Genomic DNA, 22,934 nt, shown 5'->3' on the forward strand with positions numbered 1-22,934 from the left:
ATTCCTTTGAACCTGTTAGGTTTAATACTTGTTTCATAGAGATTCTAAGTAGCTACGAATTCCACCCATATAAAATAAATCTTCCATCCGAATACAGTTGGGATTATTAATCATCTGAGTAGGTTTCCAACCCGCCATCAAAAGTTCAGGTTGAGAACTTGTCCGCTCTCCTTCAACAAAACTCAACAATAGTACAAAAATACACACTTTATTTTTCTTTAACTCATCTTGTGTAACTCGCCATTTAACTTCTTGTATAGATGTACTGATGTTATAAAAAAAACTTAAAAACACTTCTTCATCATCAAGATCATCATAAACCTTTGTTTGAGTATCAATCCGAAACAAGGCATGAGTTTTAACCTGTATACCAATATTTTTGTCTTTTTTTAAGTTCAAGTAAACTCCTCCATCTCCATGTGGGTATCGTTTATAGTCAACTCCTGTGATTAATCCTCCTAAATAGAGGTTAACAGCTTCTTCTCCGAGTTTGCCTATGTAATGGTTCATATATTGATCCGCTTGATAATTAGTCTCAAAATCTTCACTTTCTCCACAATACCAGTCATTCTCATCTTCTTGATAATATTTCCAACTCATTTCCAGGCAAAACCGATGGATGTATTCTTGAAAACAAATTTCGCAGTCTTTATCTTCCCAATAAAAAGAACAAATCAAGTCTATCTGAATTAATTCACAACAAACATCATAATAATTATTATGATACTTATAATAATTATTATGATAACTTGGATCTGAAAATATCACTTTACTTAATAAATATTGCTCGCTAACACGAGGATAACCTGATGATTCTAGCCAGAATTCTTGAACATAATATTTAAAACGAGCGATAAAATCTTGTTGTTGTGAGACGAGAATTTTTTCCCAAGTTAATTCTTTCATAAAGTTAAATTTTGATTTTACTCCGGTCTTAACAACCAAAACCCGGTATAAGTTATCCCCGAATCATCCGGTTGAACTAACAAAAAATGTAACCCTTTGGTTAACTGTTTTCGTTCGGTAAACATCTTCGCGGCTTCGGTAACTTCCGCATCTTCAAAGGTTGCCAATACCCAACGATCAACTAATCCCGCTTCTAAAATTAAACCATCGGGAGAACCGGGAATATAATGTAAAGAAACGGGTTTCTTTTCAGCCAACCAACGCGACAATTGCATCGACTGACGCCCGCCATTAATTACAATACCGGGAACTGGAAGGGTTGAAGGTAATCCTAAATTAATCGGATACAAAAAATCCGGCATTTCTAAAATCGGAATGGGGCGATCGCGAAACCCATCTACAATGTCTCCTGCGGGTAAAGTTGCGAACCGCCAAACATCCCCCCATAAATTCTCGGGAATGGGAACAGGAGGCGGTTTATCAAGTTCTACGGGTTTGTAGGGTTCGTTTGTATAACCTGCGAGTTGGGGATAATCTTGGCTGCGTTGCTGTAACCACTGTTTGAGGGTAACGGTTCGACGGTTGGGTTCCACCCGAATTCCTAACGCTGTTGCGGCAGTTTGGATTAAACTTAGAGACTGAGGACGAAAAACCCAAATCAAATCCGGTTTCTCGGTTTGGGTCGCTTGCTGCAACTGCTGAGTCAACCAGGTTGAATTCGCATGACTCTGGGGACAAAAGGCGAGATATTCAATATTGCGACTCTGATCACAGATCAACAACTCCCAGAGAGGTTGTCCGGTGGTATCTTGGAGAGGACGACGATAAAAGTCAGCTTGCCAAATCAACATGGGGAAAGGGAAATTGAACCGATGATTGCTGTTTCTGTTGAGATCCAAGCTATCATCAATCTCAGTATTCGTGAAAAAATCTATATTTTATCTGCTAGACTTCCCCATCTTGGCCGACTGTGGTTAAGATGAATTCAATGTCAATCGAGTACGTTTGCTGCGCTATGGATCTGGCTTTATCTAAATTTGGCAATCGTATGTCCCATCTGAGTGGGGTGCGAGCTATTATGAAAGATATTATCGAAACCCTGAGATCGGGTCAAGGAAAAGAGTTTATTAATTTAAGTGCGGGTAATCCGGTAATTTTGCCAGAAGTCGAACAATTGTGGCGAGATTGTACCGATCAACTTCTTTCCTGTCCCGAATATGGTGAGGTGATCTGTCGTTACGGTTCGAGTCAAGGCTATCAACCGTTTATCGATGTGATTGTAGAAGATTTTAACTCACGTTATGGACTCAATCTCAGCGATCGCAATATTTTGATCACGCCGGGAAGTCAATCAATCTACTTTTTTGCAGCAAATGCCTTTGGAGGCTACGCAGAGGATGGAACACTCAAAAAGGTGGTTTTACCTCTGAGTCCTGATTATACCGGATATGGCAGCGTTAGCCTTTATCCTGAAGCGGTGGTTGCTTATCAACCAACATTAGAGACTTTTCCTGAGACGCATCGGTTTAAATATCATCCAGATTTTGATCGGTTTGCGGTTGATGAAACGATGGGTGCGATTATTTTTTCTCGTCCTTGCAACCCGACGGGAAATGTGTTGACTCAAGAGGAAGTCAAAAAAATTGCCGCCATGGCTGCTGCTTACAATATACCTGTTTTTATTGATTCAGCTTACGCCCCCCCATTCCCGGCGTTGAATTTTACGGAGATGGAACCTGTCTTTGGGGGGAATATTGTTCACTGTATTAGCTTATCAAAAGCAGGACTCCCCGGAGAACGGTTAGGGGTGGCGATTGGAGATGAAGAAATTATTCAAGTCCTGCAAGCGTTTCAGACGAATACTTGTATTCATTCTTCTCGATACGGACAGGCGATCGCAGCGAGGGCAATTGGTTCGGGAATGTTAGCGGATATTTCGGTTGAGGTGATTCGACCCTACTACCAAAATAAGTTTACCGTTTTAGAGTCAACTTTGGATCGGGTCATGCCGAAAGATTTACCTTGGTATTTGCATCGGGGAGAAGGGGCGATTTTTGCTTGGGTGTGGTTTGAAGATTTACCGATTTCTGATTGGGAGTTTTATCAAGAATTGAAGCAAGTGGGTGTGATTTGTGTACCGGGAAGTTCTTTCTTTCCAGGGCTGTCGGAAGATTGGCCTCATAAGCAGCAATGTATCCGCATGAGTCTCACCGCCAGTGATGAGGAAATTGTTGAAGCAATGGAACGCTTGGCACAGGTTACACAACGAGTCTATCAGGGTGTGATGGCAAATGTCTAAAGCTGTGTCGCATTTGATCTAACTTCAGGGGGTAAAGCGCTAATGCTGTACCCCTGTTTGCATAAGCTGAGAAAAATAAGCTTCGGGAAGATTCCCGTTTAAAATGAGGTAGGGGATCGTGAAACCCAAGCGTTATCAAAGGTTAGTCTGCGATGACGAGTTATTGTGAGATTGGGGCAATTTTAATACTAAATTTTACAGGAGTGGCGACTGGCTGGAATTGATCTGTTGAACCTTAGTACATGACTCCCTGAATTGTTTTTACTCTCCGTTCCCTCTCAAAATTGTGTTTAATTTTAACTTTTGTATCATGGTCTGAATTCTAGATTGGGAATAAGTATAAAGAAAGATTTCTTGTTTAATTCTTGTTTCTAGAGGAGGAGAAGGTGTCCAATACATCAAAGTTGGATGAGATTATTAAAATTTTAGAAAAAGATGTTAATCTTAATCGCATCAAAAAGGTGATGATTTGTGCCTGTCGAGGCAAATGGGAAAATAATCAACAAAGCCTGAATAATTTTGACATCAAAGATTTAGTGCAGGAATTGTACTGGAAAACTCAAACTCCTGACAATCTTGCTAATATTCTAGAACGAATTTTGTCAAAAATCAATAAAAAATCAGAATACACTTTGATTGTTCACAGAATTCTGGAACTGATGGGGGAACTGTATGTAGAAAATCAACTTCAGCCCCCCAAACTTAACGGTTCTGAACCTCTGATTTATAATTCTCCTCCATCTTCTGCGTCTTCAGGTTCAGAAAGAACAGCCCCCTATTCTGAACTCAATTCTCTGTCAACTATCCCCAACTTATTTGAGATCAGATGGAGAATTATGCAGTATACTAACCCTTTGCGGGTAAAAATTTTACTGTTTTCAACCTTAGAACGAGAATTTGATTTTAATACTCAAGATTGGTCACAACTCAAGTTACACAGTTTAGATGATTTACTCAGACAGCTAATCCGCAACTTTTCTAGCCTTGCAGGTTTGGAAAATCATCTCATCAAAATGGCAAACTATCTAGAAAACCCAGATGAAAATATTAAAACGGTAGAATTAGTCATAGAAGCCTTAGTACCGATCTATACAAAAACGCCAGAAAAAACTACTCAGAAGTTACCCGAAAATTTCAATCAAGAAAAAGATTCGATTGATCACAAAATAACCAGTAAACGCTTAAAAAACTCCAACTTAATTCCAACCGATCAAGCCAATTCTCAGTTAAACTCACCCTTAAATTTATCCTCAGACAATACCAACCTCGATAGCTTTATCAGTGAAAAACTTTCCCTAACTCAATCTAACCTGATCTCAACCAATCTCAAAACAGAAGAACTTGTCAATCTCAACAATCAATTAGAATCTCAAATTACTCGTATTGTCAACAAAAGTATAAAAAAAACAATTTATCCCATTAATCAAACCTGGGACGAATTACAAAATCTTTTGGATCTCTGTTTTAAAAATCTCCCTCCGGCTGAACGTAACGACCTAAAAAAACACGCTTTACAAGAATTACTCAACGTCATTAGTCTCAAAGTTAATGAATTACAAGAGTCACTAGACAAACTCGAAACCCCCGAACAACAATCTTGGCAAACTCTCGATCTTTCTCAACAAAAAATGATGGGACTTGCTCGACAGGGAAACGCCAAAGCGATCGCTACACTGATTAACCAATCCCTAAAACACCGAGGAATTAATACTCAAGTCAAATCTCAAAACCGTTGTTTACACGTTGTTCTCACGGCTGAACCCATTCCCGACTCAGAAACCACAGCCTCTTTCATTCACAAAAAATTAATCTTTCTGAAAATTCAATCGATTCAAACCATCAAAATTTATGGACGAAAAACAGGAACAAAATCTATCGCCTGGACACAAGAATATACCTATAATCAACTCAAAACTTAAATTCGATGGATGTCACTGAACTACAAAACAGATATCAAGCCGGAGAACGAGATTTCCGAGATATTCATCTAAGAAATGCTAATCTCAACTCTGCGGATTTGATCGATGCCAATTTCAATCACGCCGACTTACAAGGAAGCGAATTTGTTTTCGCCTATCTCAATAGTGTCAACTTCGTCAGAGCCAATTTAGGCAGTGCTAAACTCAGTGGAGCCTACCTCAATAAAGCGAACCTTAGCGGAGCTAACCTCAGTGACGCAGATCTTCACGGTGCCGTTTTACAAGGAGCCGATTTTCGCAAAGCTAATCTCTCTTTAGCAATATTACTCGATGCCAACCTCATTCAAGCTGATTTACGCGGAGTCAACTTTCAAGGTGCTGACTTGCGAGGCGCTTGTTTACGGGGGGCGAACCTGCGTTATGAACGTCGCATCTACGACGGGGTGAACTTGCGAGGGGCTGACTTGCGGGGGGCTGACTTACAAGGGGTTAACTTGACGGGTGCTGACTTAACTCGCGCTAATCTCCGAGGGGCGAATTTAGCCGAAACGGTTCTCAGAGGGGCGATTTTGAAGCAAGCCAACCTCACCCAAGCCAATCTTCAATCGGCATTTTTAACGGAAGCAGATTTATCCGGCGCTCGACTCATCGGAGCGAATTTAAGAAAGGTGAAACTAGAACGAGCAATATTGATCGAGGCTCAACTTCCCGGTGTAGAATTGTGTGATTCGATTTTACCGGATGTTAAGCTCAGTAGTGCCAATCTCTCCGGTGCAGATTTGAGCCGTACAAACCTAGTCAGAGCCGATTTAACCCGCACAGATTTGAGTAACGCCAATTTAACCCAAGCTGATCTTACAGATGCGTCGGTGGCGCGAACTAATCTCCGCAACGCCAATTTGAGTTATGCTTATTTAACCCGGGTTGAGTTTAGTAGTGCGACAACAATTGGCGTACAATTACATGGGGCAATTATGCCAAATGGGGAAATTCACCAGTAAATAATTTTAATTATTTCATTCTTAAATTATGGCTCGCAAACGGTTAATTATTGAAATGGGAATGGGGATTGATCAACATGGACAAGAACCCACTGTAGCCGCAGCCCGGGCGGTTCGTAATGCAATCGCTCATAATGCTTTACCGGGAGTTTGGGAGGTTGCTGGGTTAAGTCATCCCAACGAGATGATTGTCGAGGTACAAATTGCGGTTCCCTATCCTGAACAAGTGCGATCAGAAGAAGTGTTGGCGGTTTTACCTTTTGGTCAAAAAACGCTTAAACTGGAGTCAGGTGGTATGGTTGTACAAGGACGAGCGATCGCAGAACTTGAGGATAAAAATGATGAGATGTTGATTGCAGTGGCGGCGGTTACAGTCTTCGTTGAAATGGACTAATAACTTCTGATTTTCTAGAGTGTTGTGACATTTTTTTTGATAAAATCGGTAGTGTAATGATAAACTCTGCACCCTGACCGTATTCAGAAACAACGTCAATTTTTCCCTGATGATTTTCAATGATTTTATAGGAAATTGCCAGTCCGATTCCTGTTCCTTTGCCAATTTTTTTGGTCGTAAAAAAGGGATCAAAAAGTTTGGATTTAATTTGATCTGGAATGCCTAAGCCATTATCTCGAATTTTGACTTGAACTTCCTCAGAGTTGATTTGGATCGTTTCAATAGTAATCTGGGGTTGTCGTGGAGGTTTCGCCGCAGACAAAATATAACTCTTAGCATCTTCTAAAGCATCAATAGCATTGGCGATAATATTCATAAATACTTGATTGAGTTGCGCGGGATAACATTCAACTAAAGGGAGATTCTCATACTCTTTTACCAGTTCAATATTTGACTTGAAACGATGATTTAGAATTAAAAGTGTATTATCAATTCCTTCGTGAATATCGGCTTTTTTAATCTCCGCTTCATCAAGGCGTGAAAAATTTCGTAGAGACAAGACAATCTCACGAATTCGTTCAGTTCCCATTTTCATCGAAGCCAGTAATTTAGGTAAGTCTTCTGCAATAAAGTCTAAATCAATTTCTGCAATTTTTGCTTCAATTTCAGGAAAAAGTTGAAAGCAGTTTTGTTGATAAAGATAAACTAAACTCAGTAAATCTTGAATATGATCAAAAGCGGGATCAATATTTCCATGAATAAAACTCACCGGATTATTGATTTCGTGGGCGATTCCTGCTACCATGTGACCTAAGCTTGACATTTTCTCGGTGTGAATCAGTTGAGCTTGAGTCATTTTTAAATCCTGAATGGCTTGTCTCAAATCTTGAGTGTATTGTTCTACCCATTGAATTAGTTGATTGAGAGACAGGGCTAAAATCCCGACTTCATCGCCAGAAGTCACCGGAACTCGCAAGCTAAAGTTTGATTCTTGGGTAACTCGTTGAGCAACTTTAGTCAATTTTTGGAGGGGAGAAGCAATGGCGCGACTGGTTAAAATCGCGAGTATTGTCGCTAGTGTGGTTGAGAGAACTAAACTTCCAATAATGATCAAAACTCGCAACTTTTGGGCTTTTTGGAGTTGAAGATCAGCTTTTTTTTGTTGGATTTCTGCTTTCGCATTGAGTTGAGTCAAATGTTCAAAAATGCGCTCAAACTCTAAACTAATTTGACTCGCTTCTTCAGTTTTTAAAGTTCTCCAAATTTGTTGTTGTGCATCCGGAATTTTGTCTTGAGTTAGAGTTCCTGGCTTAATATTTTCCCCCATTGATTCCATCAGTTCAACATAGGATTTAATGGTCGTCAGATAGGCTTGCGATAACTGCTGAACATCATCTTTCTCAACGACAATATCCTCAGCATAAACCTCTGTAAAAACATCAAGTTCGTGAATCCGACGCTGAATCCGATTTAAACTATCATAAAGCTTGACTACTTCATAATCAGATGATATACTATCTCCTAATACAACCATTAACTGTTGAGGATGAGCCTGTAAAGATTTGAGAGCATTTTCCAGTTGAGTAATAATATTTTGCTGTTGATAGGCGATCTTGAGTTGAGATAAAGCTTTTTGTTGGGATGACTCTCCAATCGCTAACCCAACACAAGTTCCGATCACACCCAGACCAATTGCTAAACCATATCCATAACCAATTTTTTTTAGAATGCTCAAATGAGAAAAAATATTTCCAGTTCGTTTAAATTTCTGAGTTTCTTCAAATTCTTGCCCAAGCCGCATAATAGAACCAGGTTAAGCATATATATTTATTTTAACTTAACATTTGGAGGTTAATAATAGGTTAATGAATCTTTAGGTGTGAATCTTTTGATGAGTTTATAAAGATATCCGTCAATTGATCACCCCAATTTGATTGAAACCCGCTGAGATCAAACTCACTCAATAGACTAAAAAACCTGTAGTCTTTTTTCTACATCAATTTCTGCAATTTACCGAATTAAATCCCCTTCTCCAATTGCTTTGTATACATCACGAATAATATCATAATCCGCATCCTCAACTGGAACTAACCGGGAACCTTTATATTTTTGAGTCGCTTCACCTGTGACTAAAGCTTGAATTAATTGATCTTGATTTTTGATAATTTTCTGTTTATACTCAGCAATAACTTCCGCAGGTAATAAATCACTCGCCACAATCAAATCACTCGGGAGAGAAGCACCTTGCTGAATTTCTCGAAAAGGTTTTCCCGATTGTGTATAAATATTATAATCTGTTTTTGAACCGCCCCAAGCATCCACCTGACCCTCAGCTAAAGCTTCCATGCCTTCAAATGATCCTAACATCCGAACTTGATAATTTTCATTGGGTTTAAGTCCCGCATCCAGTAATAATTTTGTTGGGCCAAGATGACCACTGGTAGAACCAGGTTTTTTCAAAGAAATTGTTTTTCCTTGTAATTGATTTAAAAATTGAATCTCGCTATCTTCTGGAACAACAATGATAGAATAATAATCTTGACGAGCAATTCCAATCAAAGGGACTGCATCCGTGCGAGCATTAATCACCACATATTCAGAAGGCCCCGTTAGCAACAAATCTACTTGATTGGATTGGAGTGCAGGTACAGCAGCAGTATAACTTGTAACGGGAAAAAATTCAATCTTTGTCGCTAAAACTGCTTCTAAAGCTTGACGAAATTGACCATAATTTTGTTCTAACGCTTCTATCCCTTGTTCGTCAGTCACCGTAAAACGTAAAAGTTCAGGTTTCTGTCCAGTAAAAGAACGATTAGCCCTTTGAGTCGTGGTGCTACATCCAGCAAGAAACAGTAAAGAATACTTTAGAAAAGGACGGCGTTTCATAGAATGTTGACTTAATTCCAAAATGATCAACGCTCAAACAAGTATACCCGCGTCTAGTTTACGACCTTTTCCTTTCAATTGCCACCGTAAGTTAACCTCTAAAACCTCCTCAGTCTTTCAAACGTTGAGTTTAACCATTATTTTCCGGTAAAAACATCAAATTTTACGGAATTTTCACGGTTGACGACCATTTTTTTTCCTCACTCGGCTATCCGGTAATGAATTCCCAATTCCTTGCAAAATTCCCCGACCAATTAACCCAATTCCTCGACCTAAAACTTGAGTGAGAACATAAACCACTCCACTTCCTAAAAATGCAATTGTCGCCCTGACTCTCGGCGCGACTGCATCCCGAGTTTCTAAAACTAAAGTCACGGCTAGTTGTACCCCAACCAGTTGTTCAAGTTCGACATTTCGAGGAGAATAAACTTCTTGTTTTTGAATCCCGCGTTCTCCTAATATGCGTAAAGTATATAAACTTTCAAATATTTCTTTAGGTTCATTAAAATACTTTTCAACTCGATATTTCCAAGACAGATTATTTCTAAATTTCTCTAGTTCTCGGGTTGATAACAGCCGACGATCATAATATTTTTGCTTAATTTCTTCAAAGTCAGCAAAATGATTAAGTAACGGTTGAATCACCGCATTCGCCATTTGAATCACTAAGTTTTGTAAGATTGCTTCTGCTCGGAGAATTGCTTCTGGACTTCCCACAGGATAAGAATTATTATCAATCATCAAGGGAATTTGAAATAATAAATGAGCCATTAAATCCGGAACTAAGGGGATTTTATTTAGAATTACGGTTTGAACAATTAGTGCATCTTGCAACAAAACAGCAACGACTTCGATCTCTTTTTCCTGGACTTTTAAAGTGTAGTATTTTCCAAAAAAGTTCGTGACCGTCGCTGACCAAATATCGAGGAGTAGGGTCTGACATTTATCTGATAATTGCTCAACCTGAATCTCAGAAAATTCACACTCATCTAAGGTCTGTTCAAACTTTTGCAAAATCAGATAAATCAATTCTCGCTTTTGAGTGAACCGTAAAATATCAATTTCTAAAGGAGAACCCGTGAGATTAATTAACCCCGACTGCAATTTAGAAAAAGTGACATCAAATAAAAACGATTTCACCTCCGTTGCTAAGACCGGGGTTTGATAGGTGAGCGAGGCGTTTGGACGCACCACCAGGGATTCTTTGGGTCTGAGAGGGGGATTTGGGGGAGTATTGGGGAGAGAGTTCGTTTTTTCAGCAGCAGGGGCTTGAGAGCGAACAGAAGCGGGTAAAACTTGACTGACAATCCAACGAGCCGCCAAAAGTTCTCGCCGTTGACCTGTCATCATTAACCAATTGAGGACGGCCATCGGTTCTCCCCGTTTGATATCGTAGGGATTGGGAAGTTGAGTGGTTACTTCTGCTAAGGTTTCGTCAATTTGTCGCAGTCCTGATTTTCCCATCCGATAACGCCAACGACCCCACAAAGATAGACGTCCCACCGGGGGAACAGAGGTCGCGATGTCTAGCTCTGTATTTAGATTTTCCCACAGCGTTTCACCAGAAGCGACAATCCGAATCGCAGTTATAATTTTTTCAATGTTCACCCCTTTCGGACAATAGCCTTGAACCCCGACCCGTTGGGCGGCTTGAAGTCGGTAGGTTTGCTGAACAGAAGTGAGGAGCAGAACCACGAGATCCGGATAGTTTGTGTTCAGATGTTGACAAAAAGCGATCGCACTATCAGTTGTAGAATCAAGGCGGACAAGCGGGGTACTGAGATTTTCCATCCCCAACTCCAAGATTGCCACGTGAATAATATTATTCGCCGAAGTGCGAACAGAAGAATTCTCACTCGTTATCCGTTGGGGTTCTAAAATAGCGAGTGCGGCTTCTGCGGTTTGGGTTTCTGCGACGACCTCTAAATCAGGATACTCTTGACAAGCAGCTCGTAATCCGATCAGAAAAATCGGGTCATCATCAATTAGCAGGAGTCGCACAGTCGATTGGGTCATGGATTCACCGAAGTCTGAAAAGGAGGACTAGCGCTATTTCAGACTCTACCATTTACTCTCTATTTTTAGACTCCGATGCGCTACTCCAAAAATAAGTTGGCATCGGGAGGACTATAACTCCCACTTCCCGAAGACGAAGGTGCGGGAGCAGCTGCGGGAGCGGGAGCGGGAGCGGGAGCAGCCGCTGGACTCGGCGATGAGGAATAACCCGACCCGCTAGAATAGCCCCCCGAACCCGAGGAGTATCCACCGCTATACCCAGAGTAACCTCCAGAGTAGCCACTAGAACCCGAAGAATAGCCACCAGAATAGCCACTAGAGTATCCACTGCTATACCCAGAATTGTAGTCAGAGGAGTAGCCACTGCTATAACCTGAAGAATAGCCACCAGAATAGCCACTAGAGTATCCACTGCTATAACCCGATGAATCACTAGAGTATCCCGACGAGCTAGAGGAGCCAGACGAATAGCTACCCGAATAGCCGCTTTGTTGGGAACTGCTAGAACTTGAGGAACTCGAAGGAGGTGAAGGCTTGGGTTGTTGAGAAGCCCAGTAAGCATCTCGTTCTTCAACCCAACGAGCGATCGCCCCTTGAGCTTCATAGTAGAGGGCGCGACCATAGCGAATTCTAGAGGCTTCAGAAATCGCAGAACTCAAGCTACCTTTATCGGCTAAACCGTAAGCCTGATCAAGAATGGGACGATCTTCCGCAATTTGGACTTCTGCGACCCATTCGTTAATTTGGTCACGAGCTTGAGAATAGAGAGCGCGACCTTTCTCGATCTCTGAGGCTTTATCAATCGCAGCACTTAAGTTTCCTTCTTTGGCTAACGTTAAGGCTTCATTTAGGAGAGGTTGATCTTCAATAATCTGAACCCGCTTTGTCCACTCAGCGATCAAGGTTTGAGCTTCGATCCGCAGGGGACGACCCAGAACAACTTGAGCCGCTTGAGCGACAGCCGCTTTAAAACCATCTAGATTTTCTTGTTCTGAGAGCATCCGAGCCAGAACGAGATGAGGTCGGTCTTCAATTCGTTGAGTTTCTTTGCGCCAGTGAGCCACTAAGGTTTGAGCGTGTATCCGCCGAGGTCGTTGGGAACCAATGGTTTGGGCTTGATCCATGGCTAGTTTGAGCGCCAAGGGATGACCGATTTTGGCAATCCCATCAGCGACTTGTAGAGCCACCAGATCTTGAATTTGTCCGTCTAATTGTTCGGTGGGGATGTGGGCTTGTTGGTACAGGGTTTGATCGATTGACTGTTGATCGAGAGCGGCTTTTCCTTCGAGTAAGATCACCAACTTTTCAATAAAAGGCTTACTGTTAGCTTGATTGAGGGAAACATCTTGGACTTCAGCCAACAACAGTAAGTTTTGAGCATCTTGATAGAGAGGGGAATATTCAGGAACTCGTTGGGCGATATTGAAGACGTTCGAGAGGTTTTTAGCTTCTAGCTCTTGTTTGGCTTGGTCAATCAGTCTTTGGCTCCAAGTTTTAATCTCTTGACGAGCCACTGAATTCACGTAGAGTTGGGAGTTGACTTGATGAGCGAGTGTAATGGCTTCTTCGAGGCTATTGGCTGTGTTTTGTTGGGCAATATTGCGAGCTTCTTGAAGTCGTTGATAGCCTTGTCGTTCAACCGACATTCGATCAACTAACTCATTAAAGCGTTTTTCTCGCCAATGTGCATTATTGAGTTTCGCCAGGGACTGAATATTGATAAAAGCTTGCGCCCAATCTTGTTTTTTCAAAGCGGCGATCGCTGTGTTGTAGAGTTTTTGACCATCATCCCAGTCATTTTTCCAGTCGGTGATTGCTTCTTCGACTGTCGAGTAGGCCGGACTGGTTTTTGGGACAATACTAACTAATTCAATTGCTCCTTCTAAGTTCCCTTCGTCTATTTTTTTGTTCGCCTGGATAATCAAAAGTTTGGCCCATTTTTCCATCATCTTGCGACCTTGAGGCTGAAGGGGATGAGTCGCCGGCCAGCTTTCGACCAAATTAAAAGCCGCTTGAATTTCCGTAAGTTCTCCCGACTGAGCGCCTTGATCTGCACAGTAGAGGCGATCTCCATCGGCTGATAACGGTGAAATTTCTTGGCAGTTGGGAGCAGGTGGAGTGATCAGCAGCCAGAGTAAAGCTCCAGCCCCCATTGTTCCAAATCCAAGCAGAACGGTGAGCCAGAGAAGTTGCCATCCCCAAAAGCCTTTGGGTAATTTCAGTGAACGTCGATTTGTCGGTTTTTGATCGGTTTGGGGATTGTTCTCTGGGTCTAACTCCAAGGGGGAAGTCGGAGAGAGATCCGCTTCTCCTGCTGCACTGAAGTGAGTGGATTGGTTAAATTGGGGTGTCGTCATGACTTTACCATTTTCCTTCGATTCGTTCTTGGTTTGGTCTCACCCTGTTTGAGGAGCTTGTTCAGCCTCAGCTTAACCCGGAGCCACAGCTCACCTGAGAGCTAATCTAGACTATTTTGAGTCTGGGGTTTCTTCTGAGTTGGACTTGGCTCTCACCGTCGAGTGGTTGGGAGTTTGACGTGAATCTGCTGTGATTTTATACAGTGATGAACCCAGTTTGATTATTTTGGTTCATCATTTAAAAAAATATAATCAAATTGTTCTAAGTCTTACATATATTAGCGATCCTGAGCTAAATTCGTCAAACTTAAGTGTTTTCCCGGTTGGGCTGAGATCAAAGGTCAACACCCCATCGGGGCCTGAGTCTCTGTGTGTGAGCCTCGGTGTCTGGATGATTTAGGATGCTTTGGGGGTGGAGTCGCTGCTATTTTCCTCGCTCTGGGCTGAGTCTGATGAACTGTAGCCAAAAAAATCAATTCGATAATCTGTAATTTTGATTCCGGTTTGTTTTTCGACTTGTTCGATCACGGATGCCGGAAGTTCGATATGAACATCAACAATCCGCTCCGTATCTAGACAATTGACATGGGAATGGGAATCACTGATATGTCCGTATAAACGACCCTCAGAACGTTCAATACACTCAATAATACTCTCACGGGAGAGGGCTTCTAAGTTTTGGTACACTGATGTGTGGCCGATTGCTTTACCCTGTTGATTGAGTCGGTCGTAAATTTCACGGGCTGACAAGTGTTCCTGTGCTTCCCAGAGGAGTTCGAGGATAAAGCGACGCTGACGGCTCAGTCGCATTCCTCGCGTCTGACACCGATTTAATGCATCCTCTAATGAACGAATAGGTTTCACTTCTTACGCCTCTGTTTGTTCTAAAACTATCTTTTATCTTTGTTGTTAAAGGTTTGTATACTAACCTACGGCTTCTATTTTATCTTAGGCATTTTAGTGGGTTGAGTAAAGGAAATTTCCTGAGTCTGACTGCGGGTTTAACAGGTTAAATCGATCTTTGACCCGGACAAGCTACAATCGCAACAGGCGAAATTTGGTGCAATATCAACCCCAGTTCACATAAAGATGACCATTACCATCCAGCTTAATTCTAAATCCATAGATCAGTTAGACTTGTTACCCGCTCAAACGACAATTGAGAAATTACTCAAACAAGGTCAAATTGCACAGAGTGAGCAACAGATTCGTTTTGAGGTTGACTATCCTCGCGATCCTCAAGACCCCCGCGAATTGTCTGAAGTTCCAGAAATCCGACTTTGGTTTGTTCGCTTGGATGCTCGTTATCCTTGGTTTCCTTTTTTGCTCGACTGGAAAGCAGGCGAACTGGCTCGTTATGTCGCCATGCACGTTCCTCACCAATTCCATCGTACTGAGGGTATTCAGTATAACCCAGAAGCGTTGGAAATTTTTCTAATGCGTAAGATTTTTATTCTAGCCGATTGGCTCCCTCAGCAGGGCATTTCCAGTATTTCCCGACTCAAGTCTATGTCTCAGATGCTCGGCTATGATTTGGATGATGGTTTATTTGAGTTGATTACTTCAAGTTCGACTTGAATTCTTCTCGATACCGTTTGCTTTCTAGTCTTCTGAGCGCTTACCTCGTTTTGGGTGAAACGATAAAAAAACTCATTGATTGATTTCTAGATCATCGGGGAAACTCCTCTACAGAAATTCTACTTTCCCTTCTAGGGTAGTTGATGGCATCGAGATCGGTTGTAGTTGTCGAGTTAGCTGAGTTATGATTTAGACAATTAGTATTGAGGTGCAGCTAGCACGTGAGCCTTAATGCAATTAATCTGGGGAACTTTAAGGTTGTAATAACCACTTAGATTAATCACAGGGAAGCATCGAAGCTGATTCAAAAGCATCTATCTATGCTCTATGTCCATCGTCCTAGAGTGAATTTTTTACGTGTGTGTAAAGCCTTGAAGCGAGATTGTTACTCATTAAAACCAAGCCAGCCATATTTTTGAGGACAAGTGACGATTCTTTTTAGTTTAAAAGCGTTTCAGTTTCTCAGAGAGTTGCACAGCCTTTTTCTGAGAAATCGTTTTTGTTTTCAAGGTAGAGTCTGTTCACGGCTAACTCTAGTTCAATCAACTAGAAAAATTAATACCTCTATCAAACTTTTACCCAAGCTATGACTGGAACTGAAAGCCAAGATTTAGAATCAATGCGTGTACTCATGGTCGTTGAGAATATCTCTCGGAAAATGGGGGGTGAAGCAGGCAAAAGTTTTTATTATTTACGACTTTTGCGAGAACGAAATATTGAGGTTCGAGCAGTTTGTCATGGGCGAGTTCGTGAAGAGCTTCGTCAAGAGTTTGCTGAAGATCCCGAACAGTTCAAAAAAATCCATTTTGTAGATGATACTTGGTATCAGCCTCTAGTTTGGCGGATTGGCAAACTATTTCCCTACCGCATTCAAGACTTGATCTTTGGTCAAATTATCCATTGGATCACCCAATACCACATCCGCAAGTTAACCAAGAAACTGATTAAAGTCCATAAGATTGATCTGGTTTTTGAGCCAGCACCGATCACCCCCAAAGGACTAAGTTTCATCTATAACATGGGTGTGCCTGTGGTCATCGGGCCACTCTCAGGCGGGTTGGAGTTCCCTCCGGGTTTTCGGTATATGGACTCCAAAATTAGCCGTCTTTCCATCAACATTAGTCGTTCTTTCTCCGAGATTCTCCAGAAATTAATTCCCGGAAAATTAAAAGCCGAAGCTTTGATTGTTGCCAACCAACAGACTCAAGATGCTTTACCTGCAGGTTGTCAAGGGAAAATCTATCAAGTGATCGAGTCGGGAGTTGATTTAGACCTCTGGCCGCCGAGAGAATCCCGTCCGACGAACGCCGACCAACCCGTTCGGTTTATCTACGTCGGACGCCTGGTAGACTGGAAAGGCGCTCAATTTTTGATCGAAGCCTTTGCTCAAGTCGCTGATCGGACAAACGCCGTCTTGGAGTTAGTCGGTAACGGTCAGTTACAACAACAGCTTGAAAACCGAGTTCAAGAGTTAGGTCTACAAAACCACATCCGTTTTCATGGATGGCAGCCCTCAGCCAAAGTTAATCAACTTCTGCGTGAATGTGATGTGTTTGTCATGCCTTCTCTGCGGGAAGCAGGTGGAAATGCGATCATGGAAGCAATGGCGATTGGATTACCGACGATCGCGACCAATTGGGCAGGACCTTCTTATATTGTGGACTCCCGTTGTGGGATTCTCGTAGACCCCAGTTCAACTACTGAGTTTACAGCTATGTTAGCGAGCGCGATGATTCGTCTGGCTGAATCTCCCGAACTTCGAGAGCAAATGGGATTATCCGCGATTCTTCGAGTTCGAGAAGATTATTTTGACTGGCACTCCAAATGCGATCGCATCATTGAGATTTTTGCAGAAACACTCCGTCAAGTCAAGAAAGCTCCCGAACAACAGTCTTCCTCTGTTGAGCAGAACTTCCAAACGTTGATCGCACCCGAGACCCTCTCTAACTGATATCAAGCTTAGTTCCTGGTTTCAATTCATCTCCATTCCCCCTTTCCTTCTCGGAGAGGGGGTTTACAGTCACCAGTCACCCTTACGGGAACGTCCGTTGCTCCACTTGGGGGGACCCCAAGACCGCACTGCCGAACCCGTCACCAGTCACCAGCGCTTGCCTTGCGGCGGGCGCGGTTTCCGCCGAGAGCGCTTGCCTTGCGGCGGGCGCGGAATAGTCGCTTCGGAAGTTCGCGCATAGAGCAAAGTTTGCAAGAGAGTTTTTTCAGTCACCAGTCACCAGTGATAACAGTAGTCAGTTTTCAGTAACCTCACGACTTCTGACTTCTTTCTCCCCATCTCCCCATCTCCCCATCTCCTCATCTCCCCGACTCCCGACTCCCGACTAACTACATAAATTATCGATTTTGTCAAGGTGTCAATTTGGGGGTTGGGCTTGGGCCTTGAAAATTCGTGCGTTTGGGTTTCGATTTTTTTGTCATAAAATGCTGATATTTAACGAGATAATCGGGGTTTTCGGCTCTATTTTGACGTGCAGACAGAGTAACCCCTTGGGTGGTGTTTTTTATACTGTACCAGAACCCCTAGAATTTCGTCAACTATTTAAGAAATTTTCTCAATTAAAAATCCGATTTTTCGGCTAATCTTTTATTTTTCAAAACGATTAGCGGAGATTGATTAGAAAAACTTAACTTAATTTCAAACTTGAGTCCGAGTGGGAAGCGATCGGTTAATTTGTGAGCATTAACGGGTTGATTGATATTGGACTGGTTATCCTATACAAATGATGAACTTTTGTATACAACTTGCCCAAGCCTCACCGATAAAACTTGTCAATAGTTTGTATAAAAAACTTACCAATTTGGTTTAAATTTCTTAAACAGAAAAAGCATTGTTGAGCCGATAGTCCCGTATATTTTGAAGTTTGCTTTGTCAAACATAGGTCGATAAACCCGATGAAATGGTCATTTGAGAAGTTAAGATTTTTGAAGATCTCAATTAAGTTCTACATCGATCAATCAGCTTTACAAAAGCTTGATAATTACCGGGTGAAATTTTACAAAAACTAGGTTGTATAGATGTAGGTTAGAGGTTTATTATTTCCGGACATGAGAGCAAATTATAGACTGACACATGACTACCCAAACAAGTCCCAAATATCACGTTGTTTTAAGTAGACCCTTTGATTTAGAACAGTTTGCAAAAAACGCTCAACAGGAAAAATGCCCTCGCCATACCATGTGGACACTGGCTCAAAAACTGGGAGCAACCGTTCACCAACCGGGACAACATCCCATTTCACTGGCCGATCGCTTCTTCTCCAAACTCATGGGAGGTAGCCAACCCGAACATTGGGCGATGGCTCGGGCAATGTCAAAGCAAGTGGGCGAGAATGATATAATCTTTTCTATTGGTGAAGATTCCGGTTTTGCGATCGCCACCGTTTGTGGTGCCAAGGTCAACCGACCTAAAATGGCTGTTTTTGTTCACAACGCCGATCGCCCCCGCAGCCGCGTGGCGCTGAAGTTGTTCAACTTAGCCAATCGCGTTGATGTGTTTATGACCAATACCCAGGTCAAAGCTGACTTCCTGCAAAACTATTTGGGCTTGCCTTCAGAGCGGGTTTACCTGGTCACTGAACAAACCGATACCCAGTTTTTCACCCCTAGCCCTGCTTCCGCCGATAAAAAGCGTCCAATTATTGGTAGTGGCGGTTTAGAACAGCGAGACTACTGCACCTTAGCAGAAGCCACCCAAGATTTAGATCTAGATGTCAAAATCTGTGCCGTTTCTCCCAACGCCAAAGCGCTAGGAGATACTTTCCCCGAAGTCATGCCCAAAAATATGTCACGGGCATTTTATGATTGGCCGGATTTACGCCAACTGTACCGAGATTCTGACATTGTTGTCATTAGCCTCAAGCCTCACAACTATCAAGCCGGGTTTACGACATTATTTGAAGCGATGTCTTGCGGACGTCCGGTGATTATGACCCGAACTCCTGGTTTAGCAGAAGAGTTGGCTGAAGCTGGAATTATTACCGGGGTTCAAGCCCAAAATCCTCTAGCAATGCGTCAAGCTATTCTTGATTTACTGAATAATCCTGAAAAAGCCCAAGCCCAGGCCCAGCGAGGTTATGAATTAGTTCAAAAACAATATAACAGCGAACAATACGTCGATGGTATTGCCAACCAGTTAATGTCTTTAGAGCAGGAACAAAAACTCATTTTAGCTTATTAATCCGGTTGAAAAAACAGGAAACTGTATTGACTATCCGATTTTTTTGTTAGTGGAAATCATTTCTCAGTATCAGTAGGGTGTGTCAAATCATCATAGCTTTTCCCGGTCTAACAATGGTAATGGCTTGGATGCACCCTACCTATTTTAAATTTTTGATTAATAATTTTAAGGATTTATTTTTTCAAATAGATAAACATCATCTTGAGAATATTTTAATTTAAATTGGGGTAATTCTTGTAGTTTATCAACAAGATTTTTGGCAAATTTTGAGTTGCTTTTCCAACCGGGATGTCGAACATTTAAAAGCACATAATCAAATTGAATTATATCAGTTGGAGGTGCATCAACATTGGTAAATTTTACAACCGGACGATGGGTAAGATGAGGGGCTAAATTAGCAGTTGTCAGGACTGAACCTTGATTAATTTGAACAAGATTAATCGCTAAATGATTGGCTGTCCAAGTATCAGTTTCTTGGATATAAATAGACCAAAAATAACCAAATTTTGCTAAACACAAAAAGGAAATAATTGACCAGGTTAAGATGAGTTTACGGATAATCTTTTTTTGTTGAATTAATGAGACGTTGATGGTTTTGCGAGTTTGCCAAATATTTAAAGCCCATTTCCCTAAATATTCCTCAGAATGCGCTAAACTGGAAATCATGGCGACTATCAGAAATGGAAAAATAGGAATAGAATATTGATGAATTAAATCTCGTTGAGCATCAATTTCTGATAAAATATTCTTGACTAATGCAGGTAATGCACTTACAAAAGGGGCTAAGTGTCGGGGTGATAACCACCAAACCACAGGCGAAAGAAATAAAGTTATATATTCTAAGGTTTTCCAGGAAAAAAAATGACCTAAAACGAGGCGGGGTTTTAAACCTAAATTAATGATAATTTCTAAAACAGAGTTACCTAAATAGCTGTAACGTCCGACTCCACCTGGCCCTACACCTGCTTTAAAATAAGGAATTATGCCTTGAACTACAATGATAAACCAACTCACTCCCGCAAATAATGCAATCACTCCATAGAGTCGTTTCTTTTCATAGAAAAAGAGCCAAATCCCCATCGCCGCTACTGTTAGGGATAAAGCATCTTTACAGCCTAAAATCCAAATAACCGCCAGACAAAACCAACCTGTTTTATTTAATTTAGCGGCTAAAATAGCACCTAAAAATACAGGTAACGCCATCACTTCGGGATGAAAATCAAAGAGATTAATATTAAAAACAACAGGATATAATAAATAAACGACCGCCATTGTTAAAGATAAAGAGCGGTTTAACCCGGCTTGTCTGGCTAAACCCCACGTTGGCCAAGCCCCTAACGCCAGAGAAATAGCTTGAATCAGAAGTAACCAATGTACAGAAGGATAAATGCGGTAAAATAAAGCAATAAAATACATCACCCATGCCGCATGATTTCCCATATGATGAATATTTAAAAAAGAGGAAATGGGAGGTTTTCCTTGACTGATGAGATAAACAATTTGATCATAAATTCCGAGTTCAAAAGCAGTAGACTGAAATAAAGCATGACGTAAACTACTACAAAAAAAGAAAAGGATTGATGCAGTCGCGATCATTCCGGCTAACGGATGTAATTTTAATGATCTCCCTTGAAATCGTTTAATTCTTGGGAAAGGGAACTTTTTCATCTCATCTGACACTTAAAATTCTGCATAAATTCTGCATTTGTAGTTAAGTTTAACGGGAAAAATTGGTTGTTTGTTGAAAGACGAAAACATCATCTCGTTGATAAAGGGCTTGAAATCGAGGATCAGTGGTTAGTTTATTGGCAATATTTTGACCGATGTTTTCTGTATCTGGCCAAGGATGACGTAAATTTAAAACAATATAATCAAATTCAGTTAAATTATCATCGACTGTCACTTGACTTAATAACTTAACCACTGGACGATGGGTAAAATGGGGCGCGAGTCGATTATCTGTTAATACATTTCCTCGGGGTTGAACAAGCGTTATTGCTTCTCGGGTTGCATTCCAGGTATCAAGTCGATTAAAATAAACCCAAAATCGACCATATTTTCCAAACATCAGGAAAACAATCAATGACCAGATGAGGATAAATTGAGGCAGTTTGCTATAGTTCTGAAAACTGATAGTATCTTGTATTTGTTCTGTTTTTTTGAGTTTGTGCCAGATTTTAAGAATGACTGTTCCCAGACTAGAACCGTGATGTTCTAAACTAGAAATTACTGCAATGAGCAAAAAAGGTAGAACGGGAATCGAATATTGAAAGGCGAGACTGCGTTGAAACGGAACGTCAGATAAGCTATTAATCAATATTGTGGGAATTGCGGGAACTAAAGACGTTAAAGAGAGGGGAGAAAGCCACCAAATGACGGGAAAAAAGAGTTGGTAGAGGTAATCTAAGGTTGAGAGTGAAATCAATCGTCCCAATACCAAATCGGGTTTCAAGATCAGATTAACGAGAATTTCTAAAACTGAGTTGCCTAAATAAGTGTAACGCCAAACTCCTTCTACTTCTCGCCCACTAAAGTTGGGGATAATCACCTGCGTCACAACCACAAACCACGCCATTCCTAACAGCAGTGCGATCGCCCCACAAATGCGCCGTTTTTCAAAGATTAATAACCAAAATCCTAACGCCACAATCGTTAAAGATAACACCGCTTTACATCCCAATACCCAAATGATCGCCACAGAAAACCACAACGTTTGTCGCAACTTCGCTGCTAATACTGCGGCTAATAACGCCGGAAGCGCCATGACTTCGGGGTGAAAATCAAACAGGTTAATATTAAAAACAACCGGATAAAGAATATAAACTGCGGCGATCGCCAGGGATAACCGTTGACTCAAACCCGCGCCTCGCGCTAAACTCCAAGTCGGCCAAATTCCTAGCGCTAAAACGATTGCTTGTAATAGCAATAACAGGTATACACTGGGATAGATTTTGTACAGCAACCCCAATGGATACATCGCCCACGCACCATGATTTCCCATGTGATGAAAGCCTAAAATAGAGGAAATAGGCGGCTTTCCCTGGCTGATCAGATAAGTAACTTGATCGTAGATGCCTAAATCATAGCCTGTTGATTGAAATAGCAAGTGTCGCAGGCTGCTACAGATCCAAAAAATGGCGATCGCCCCCCCGATCATCGAGACAACAGGTGAAGGTGGAAGCCGATTTTGAGATTTTGTTGAGGAAGAAGGTTCAGGCGATATTTGCATTAAGATTCAATCTATCTGTAATTTCGGGAATAATGTCGGATTGATCGTACAGGATTAGAGACAAAATGCGATCAGTTTTTTCAGTGACCTGTTACCAGTTTTCAGTTTTTTCAGTTTTCAGTTTTTTCCCAACCTCCCCACCTCCCCACCTCCCCAT

Annotated in this window: 16 protein-coding genes; 7 read left to right on the forward strand and 9 right to left on the reverse strand. The window is 41.5% G+C overall.

The genetic code is table 11. From position 1 onward, the window contains the following. Positions 1–33: 33 nt before the first annotated feature. Together L8106_RS10055 and L8106_RS10060 are read right to left on the reverse strand one after the other, a co-directional pair. Positions 34–906: a hypothetical protein gene (locus tag L8106_RS10055; RefSeq protein WP_009784165.1), complete on the reverse strand. Its 873-nt coding sequence runs from the start codon at positions 904–906 to the stop codon at positions 34–36. A gap of 17 nt (positions 907–923) precedes the next feature. Next, positions 924–1,757 (reverse strand): Tab2/Atab2 family RNA-binding protein, encoded by an 834-nt coding sequence (locus L8106_RS10060; RefSeq protein WP_009784166.1) that lies wholly within the window; start codon positions 1,755–1,757, stop codon positions 924–926. Positions 1,758–1,921: 164 nt separating this feature from the next. Here L8106_RS10060 and L8106_RS10065 point away from each other — a divergent pair, with 164 nt between their 5' ends. The 4 genes from L8106_RS10065 (at position 1,922) to L8106_RS10080 (ending at position 6,519) form a co-directional block, all read left to right on the forward strand. Further along, entirely contained in the window at positions 1,922–3,205 is a 1,284-nt protein-coding gene (locus tag L8106_RS10065) for a valine--pyruvate transaminase (RefSeq protein ID WP_009784167.1), read from the forward strand. Positions 3,206–3,591: 386 nt separating this feature from the next. Beyond that, positions 3,592–5,124: a hypothetical protein gene (locus L8106_RS10070; protein WP_156803635.1), complete on the forward strand. Its 1,533-nt coding sequence runs from the start codon at positions 3,592–3,594 to the stop codon at positions 5,122–5,124. 5 nt (positions 5,125–5,129) lie between these two features. Beyond that, complete coding sequence (locus L8106_RS10075; protein WP_009784169.1) at positions 5,130–6,125, forward strand: pentapeptide repeat-containing protein; 996 nt, start codon at positions 5,130–5,132, stop codon at positions 6,123–6,125. 28 nt (positions 6,126–6,153) lie between these two features. Further along, positions 6,154–6,519 carry a Lin0512 family protein gene (locus L8106_RS10080; protein WP_009784170.1) on the forward strand — a complete coding sequence of 122 codons (366 nt, stop codon included), beginning with the start codon at positions 6,154–6,156 and terminating at the stop codon, positions 6,517–6,519. Here L8106_RS10080 and L8106_RS10085 read toward each other — a convergent pair. The 5 genes from L8106_RS10085 to L8106_RS10105 form a co-directional block, all read right to left on the reverse strand. Beyond that, the gene (locus L8106_RS10085) at positions 6,494–8,320 is read right to left on the reverse strand and encodes an ATP-binding protein (RefSeq protein ID WP_009784171.1); all 1,827 of its coding nucleotides are present in this window, start codon (positions 8,318–8,320) and stop codon (positions 6,494–6,496) included. The two genes, L8106_RS10080 and L8106_RS10085, sit on opposite strands and share 26 nt — an antisense overlap. A gap of 209 nt (positions 8,321–8,529) precedes the next feature. Continuing rightward, positions 8,530–9,405 carry a PhnD/SsuA/transferrin family substrate-binding protein gene (locus tag L8106_RS10090; protein WP_039895928.1) on the reverse strand — a complete coding sequence of 292 codons (876 nt, stop codon included), beginning with the start codon at positions 9,403–9,405 and terminating at the stop codon, positions 8,530–8,532. A gap of 174 nt (positions 9,406–9,579) precedes the next feature. Continuing rightward, on the reverse strand, positions 9,580–11,421 hold the full coding sequence (locus L8106_RS10095; protein ID WP_009784173.1) for a DUF3685 domain-containing protein: 1,842 nt from the start codon (positions 11,419–11,421) through the stop codon (positions 9,580–9,582). A gap of 80 nt (positions 11,422–11,501) precedes the next feature. Beyond that, the gene (locus L8106_RS10100; protein WP_009784174.1) at positions 11,502–13,778 is read right to left on the reverse strand and encodes a hypothetical protein; all 2,277 of its coding nucleotides are present in this window, start codon (positions 13,776–13,778) and stop codon (positions 11,502–11,504) included. A gap of 396 nt (positions 13,779–14,174) precedes the next feature. Further along, entirely contained in the window at positions 14,175–14,588 is a 414-nt protein-coding gene (locus L8106_RS10105) for a Fur family transcriptional regulator (RefSeq protein ID WP_009784175.1), read from the reverse strand. A 279-nt stretch (positions 14,589–14,867) separates the two neighbouring features. Here L8106_RS10105 and L8106_RS10110 point away from each other — a divergent pair, with 279 nt between their 5' ends. From L8106_RS10110 to L8106_RS10120, 3 genes are all read left to right on the forward strand, one after another. Beyond that, on the forward strand, positions 14,868–15,356 hold the full coding sequence (locus tag L8106_RS10110; RefSeq protein ID WP_009784176.1) for a CRR6 family NdhI maturation factor: 489 nt from the start codon (positions 14,868–14,870) through the stop codon (positions 15,354–15,356). A gap of 586 nt (positions 15,357–15,942) precedes the next feature. Further along, complete coding sequence (locus L8106_RS10115; protein WP_009784177.1) at positions 15,943–17,307, forward strand: glycosyltransferase family 4 protein; 1,365 nt, start codon at positions 15,943–15,945, stop codon at positions 17,305–17,307. A 1,134-nt stretch (positions 17,308–18,441) separates the two neighbouring features. After that, positions 18,442–19,548: a glycosyltransferase family 4 protein gene (locus tag L8106_RS10120; RefSeq protein ID WP_009784178.1), complete on the forward strand. Its 1,107-nt coding sequence runs from the start codon at positions 18,442–18,444 to the stop codon at positions 19,546–19,548. Between the two features lie 165 nt (positions 19,549–19,713). Here the strand turns inward: L8106_RS10120 and L8106_RS10125 are convergent, their stop codons facing one another. After that, positions 19,714–21,216, reverse strand: a complete 1,503-nt coding sequence (locus L8106_RS10125; RefSeq protein ID WP_039895931.1) for a DUF2079 domain-containing protein — start codon at positions 21,214–21,216, stop codon at positions 19,714–19,716. Between the two features lie 49 nt (positions 21,217–21,265). Then, positions 21,266–22,777 carry a DUF2079 domain-containing protein gene (locus tag L8106_RS10130; RefSeq protein WP_009784180.1) on the reverse strand — a complete coding sequence of 504 codons (1,512 nt, stop codon included), beginning with the start codon at positions 22,775–22,777 and terminating at the stop codon, positions 21,266–21,268. Between the last annotated feature and the right edge of the window lie 157 nt (positions 22,778–22,934).

The organism is Lyngbya sp. PCC 8106 (genome assembly GCF_000169095.1).
Taxonomy (GTDB): domain Bacteria; phylum Cyanobacteriota; class Cyanobacteriia; order Cyanobacteriales; family Microcoleaceae; genus Capilliphycus.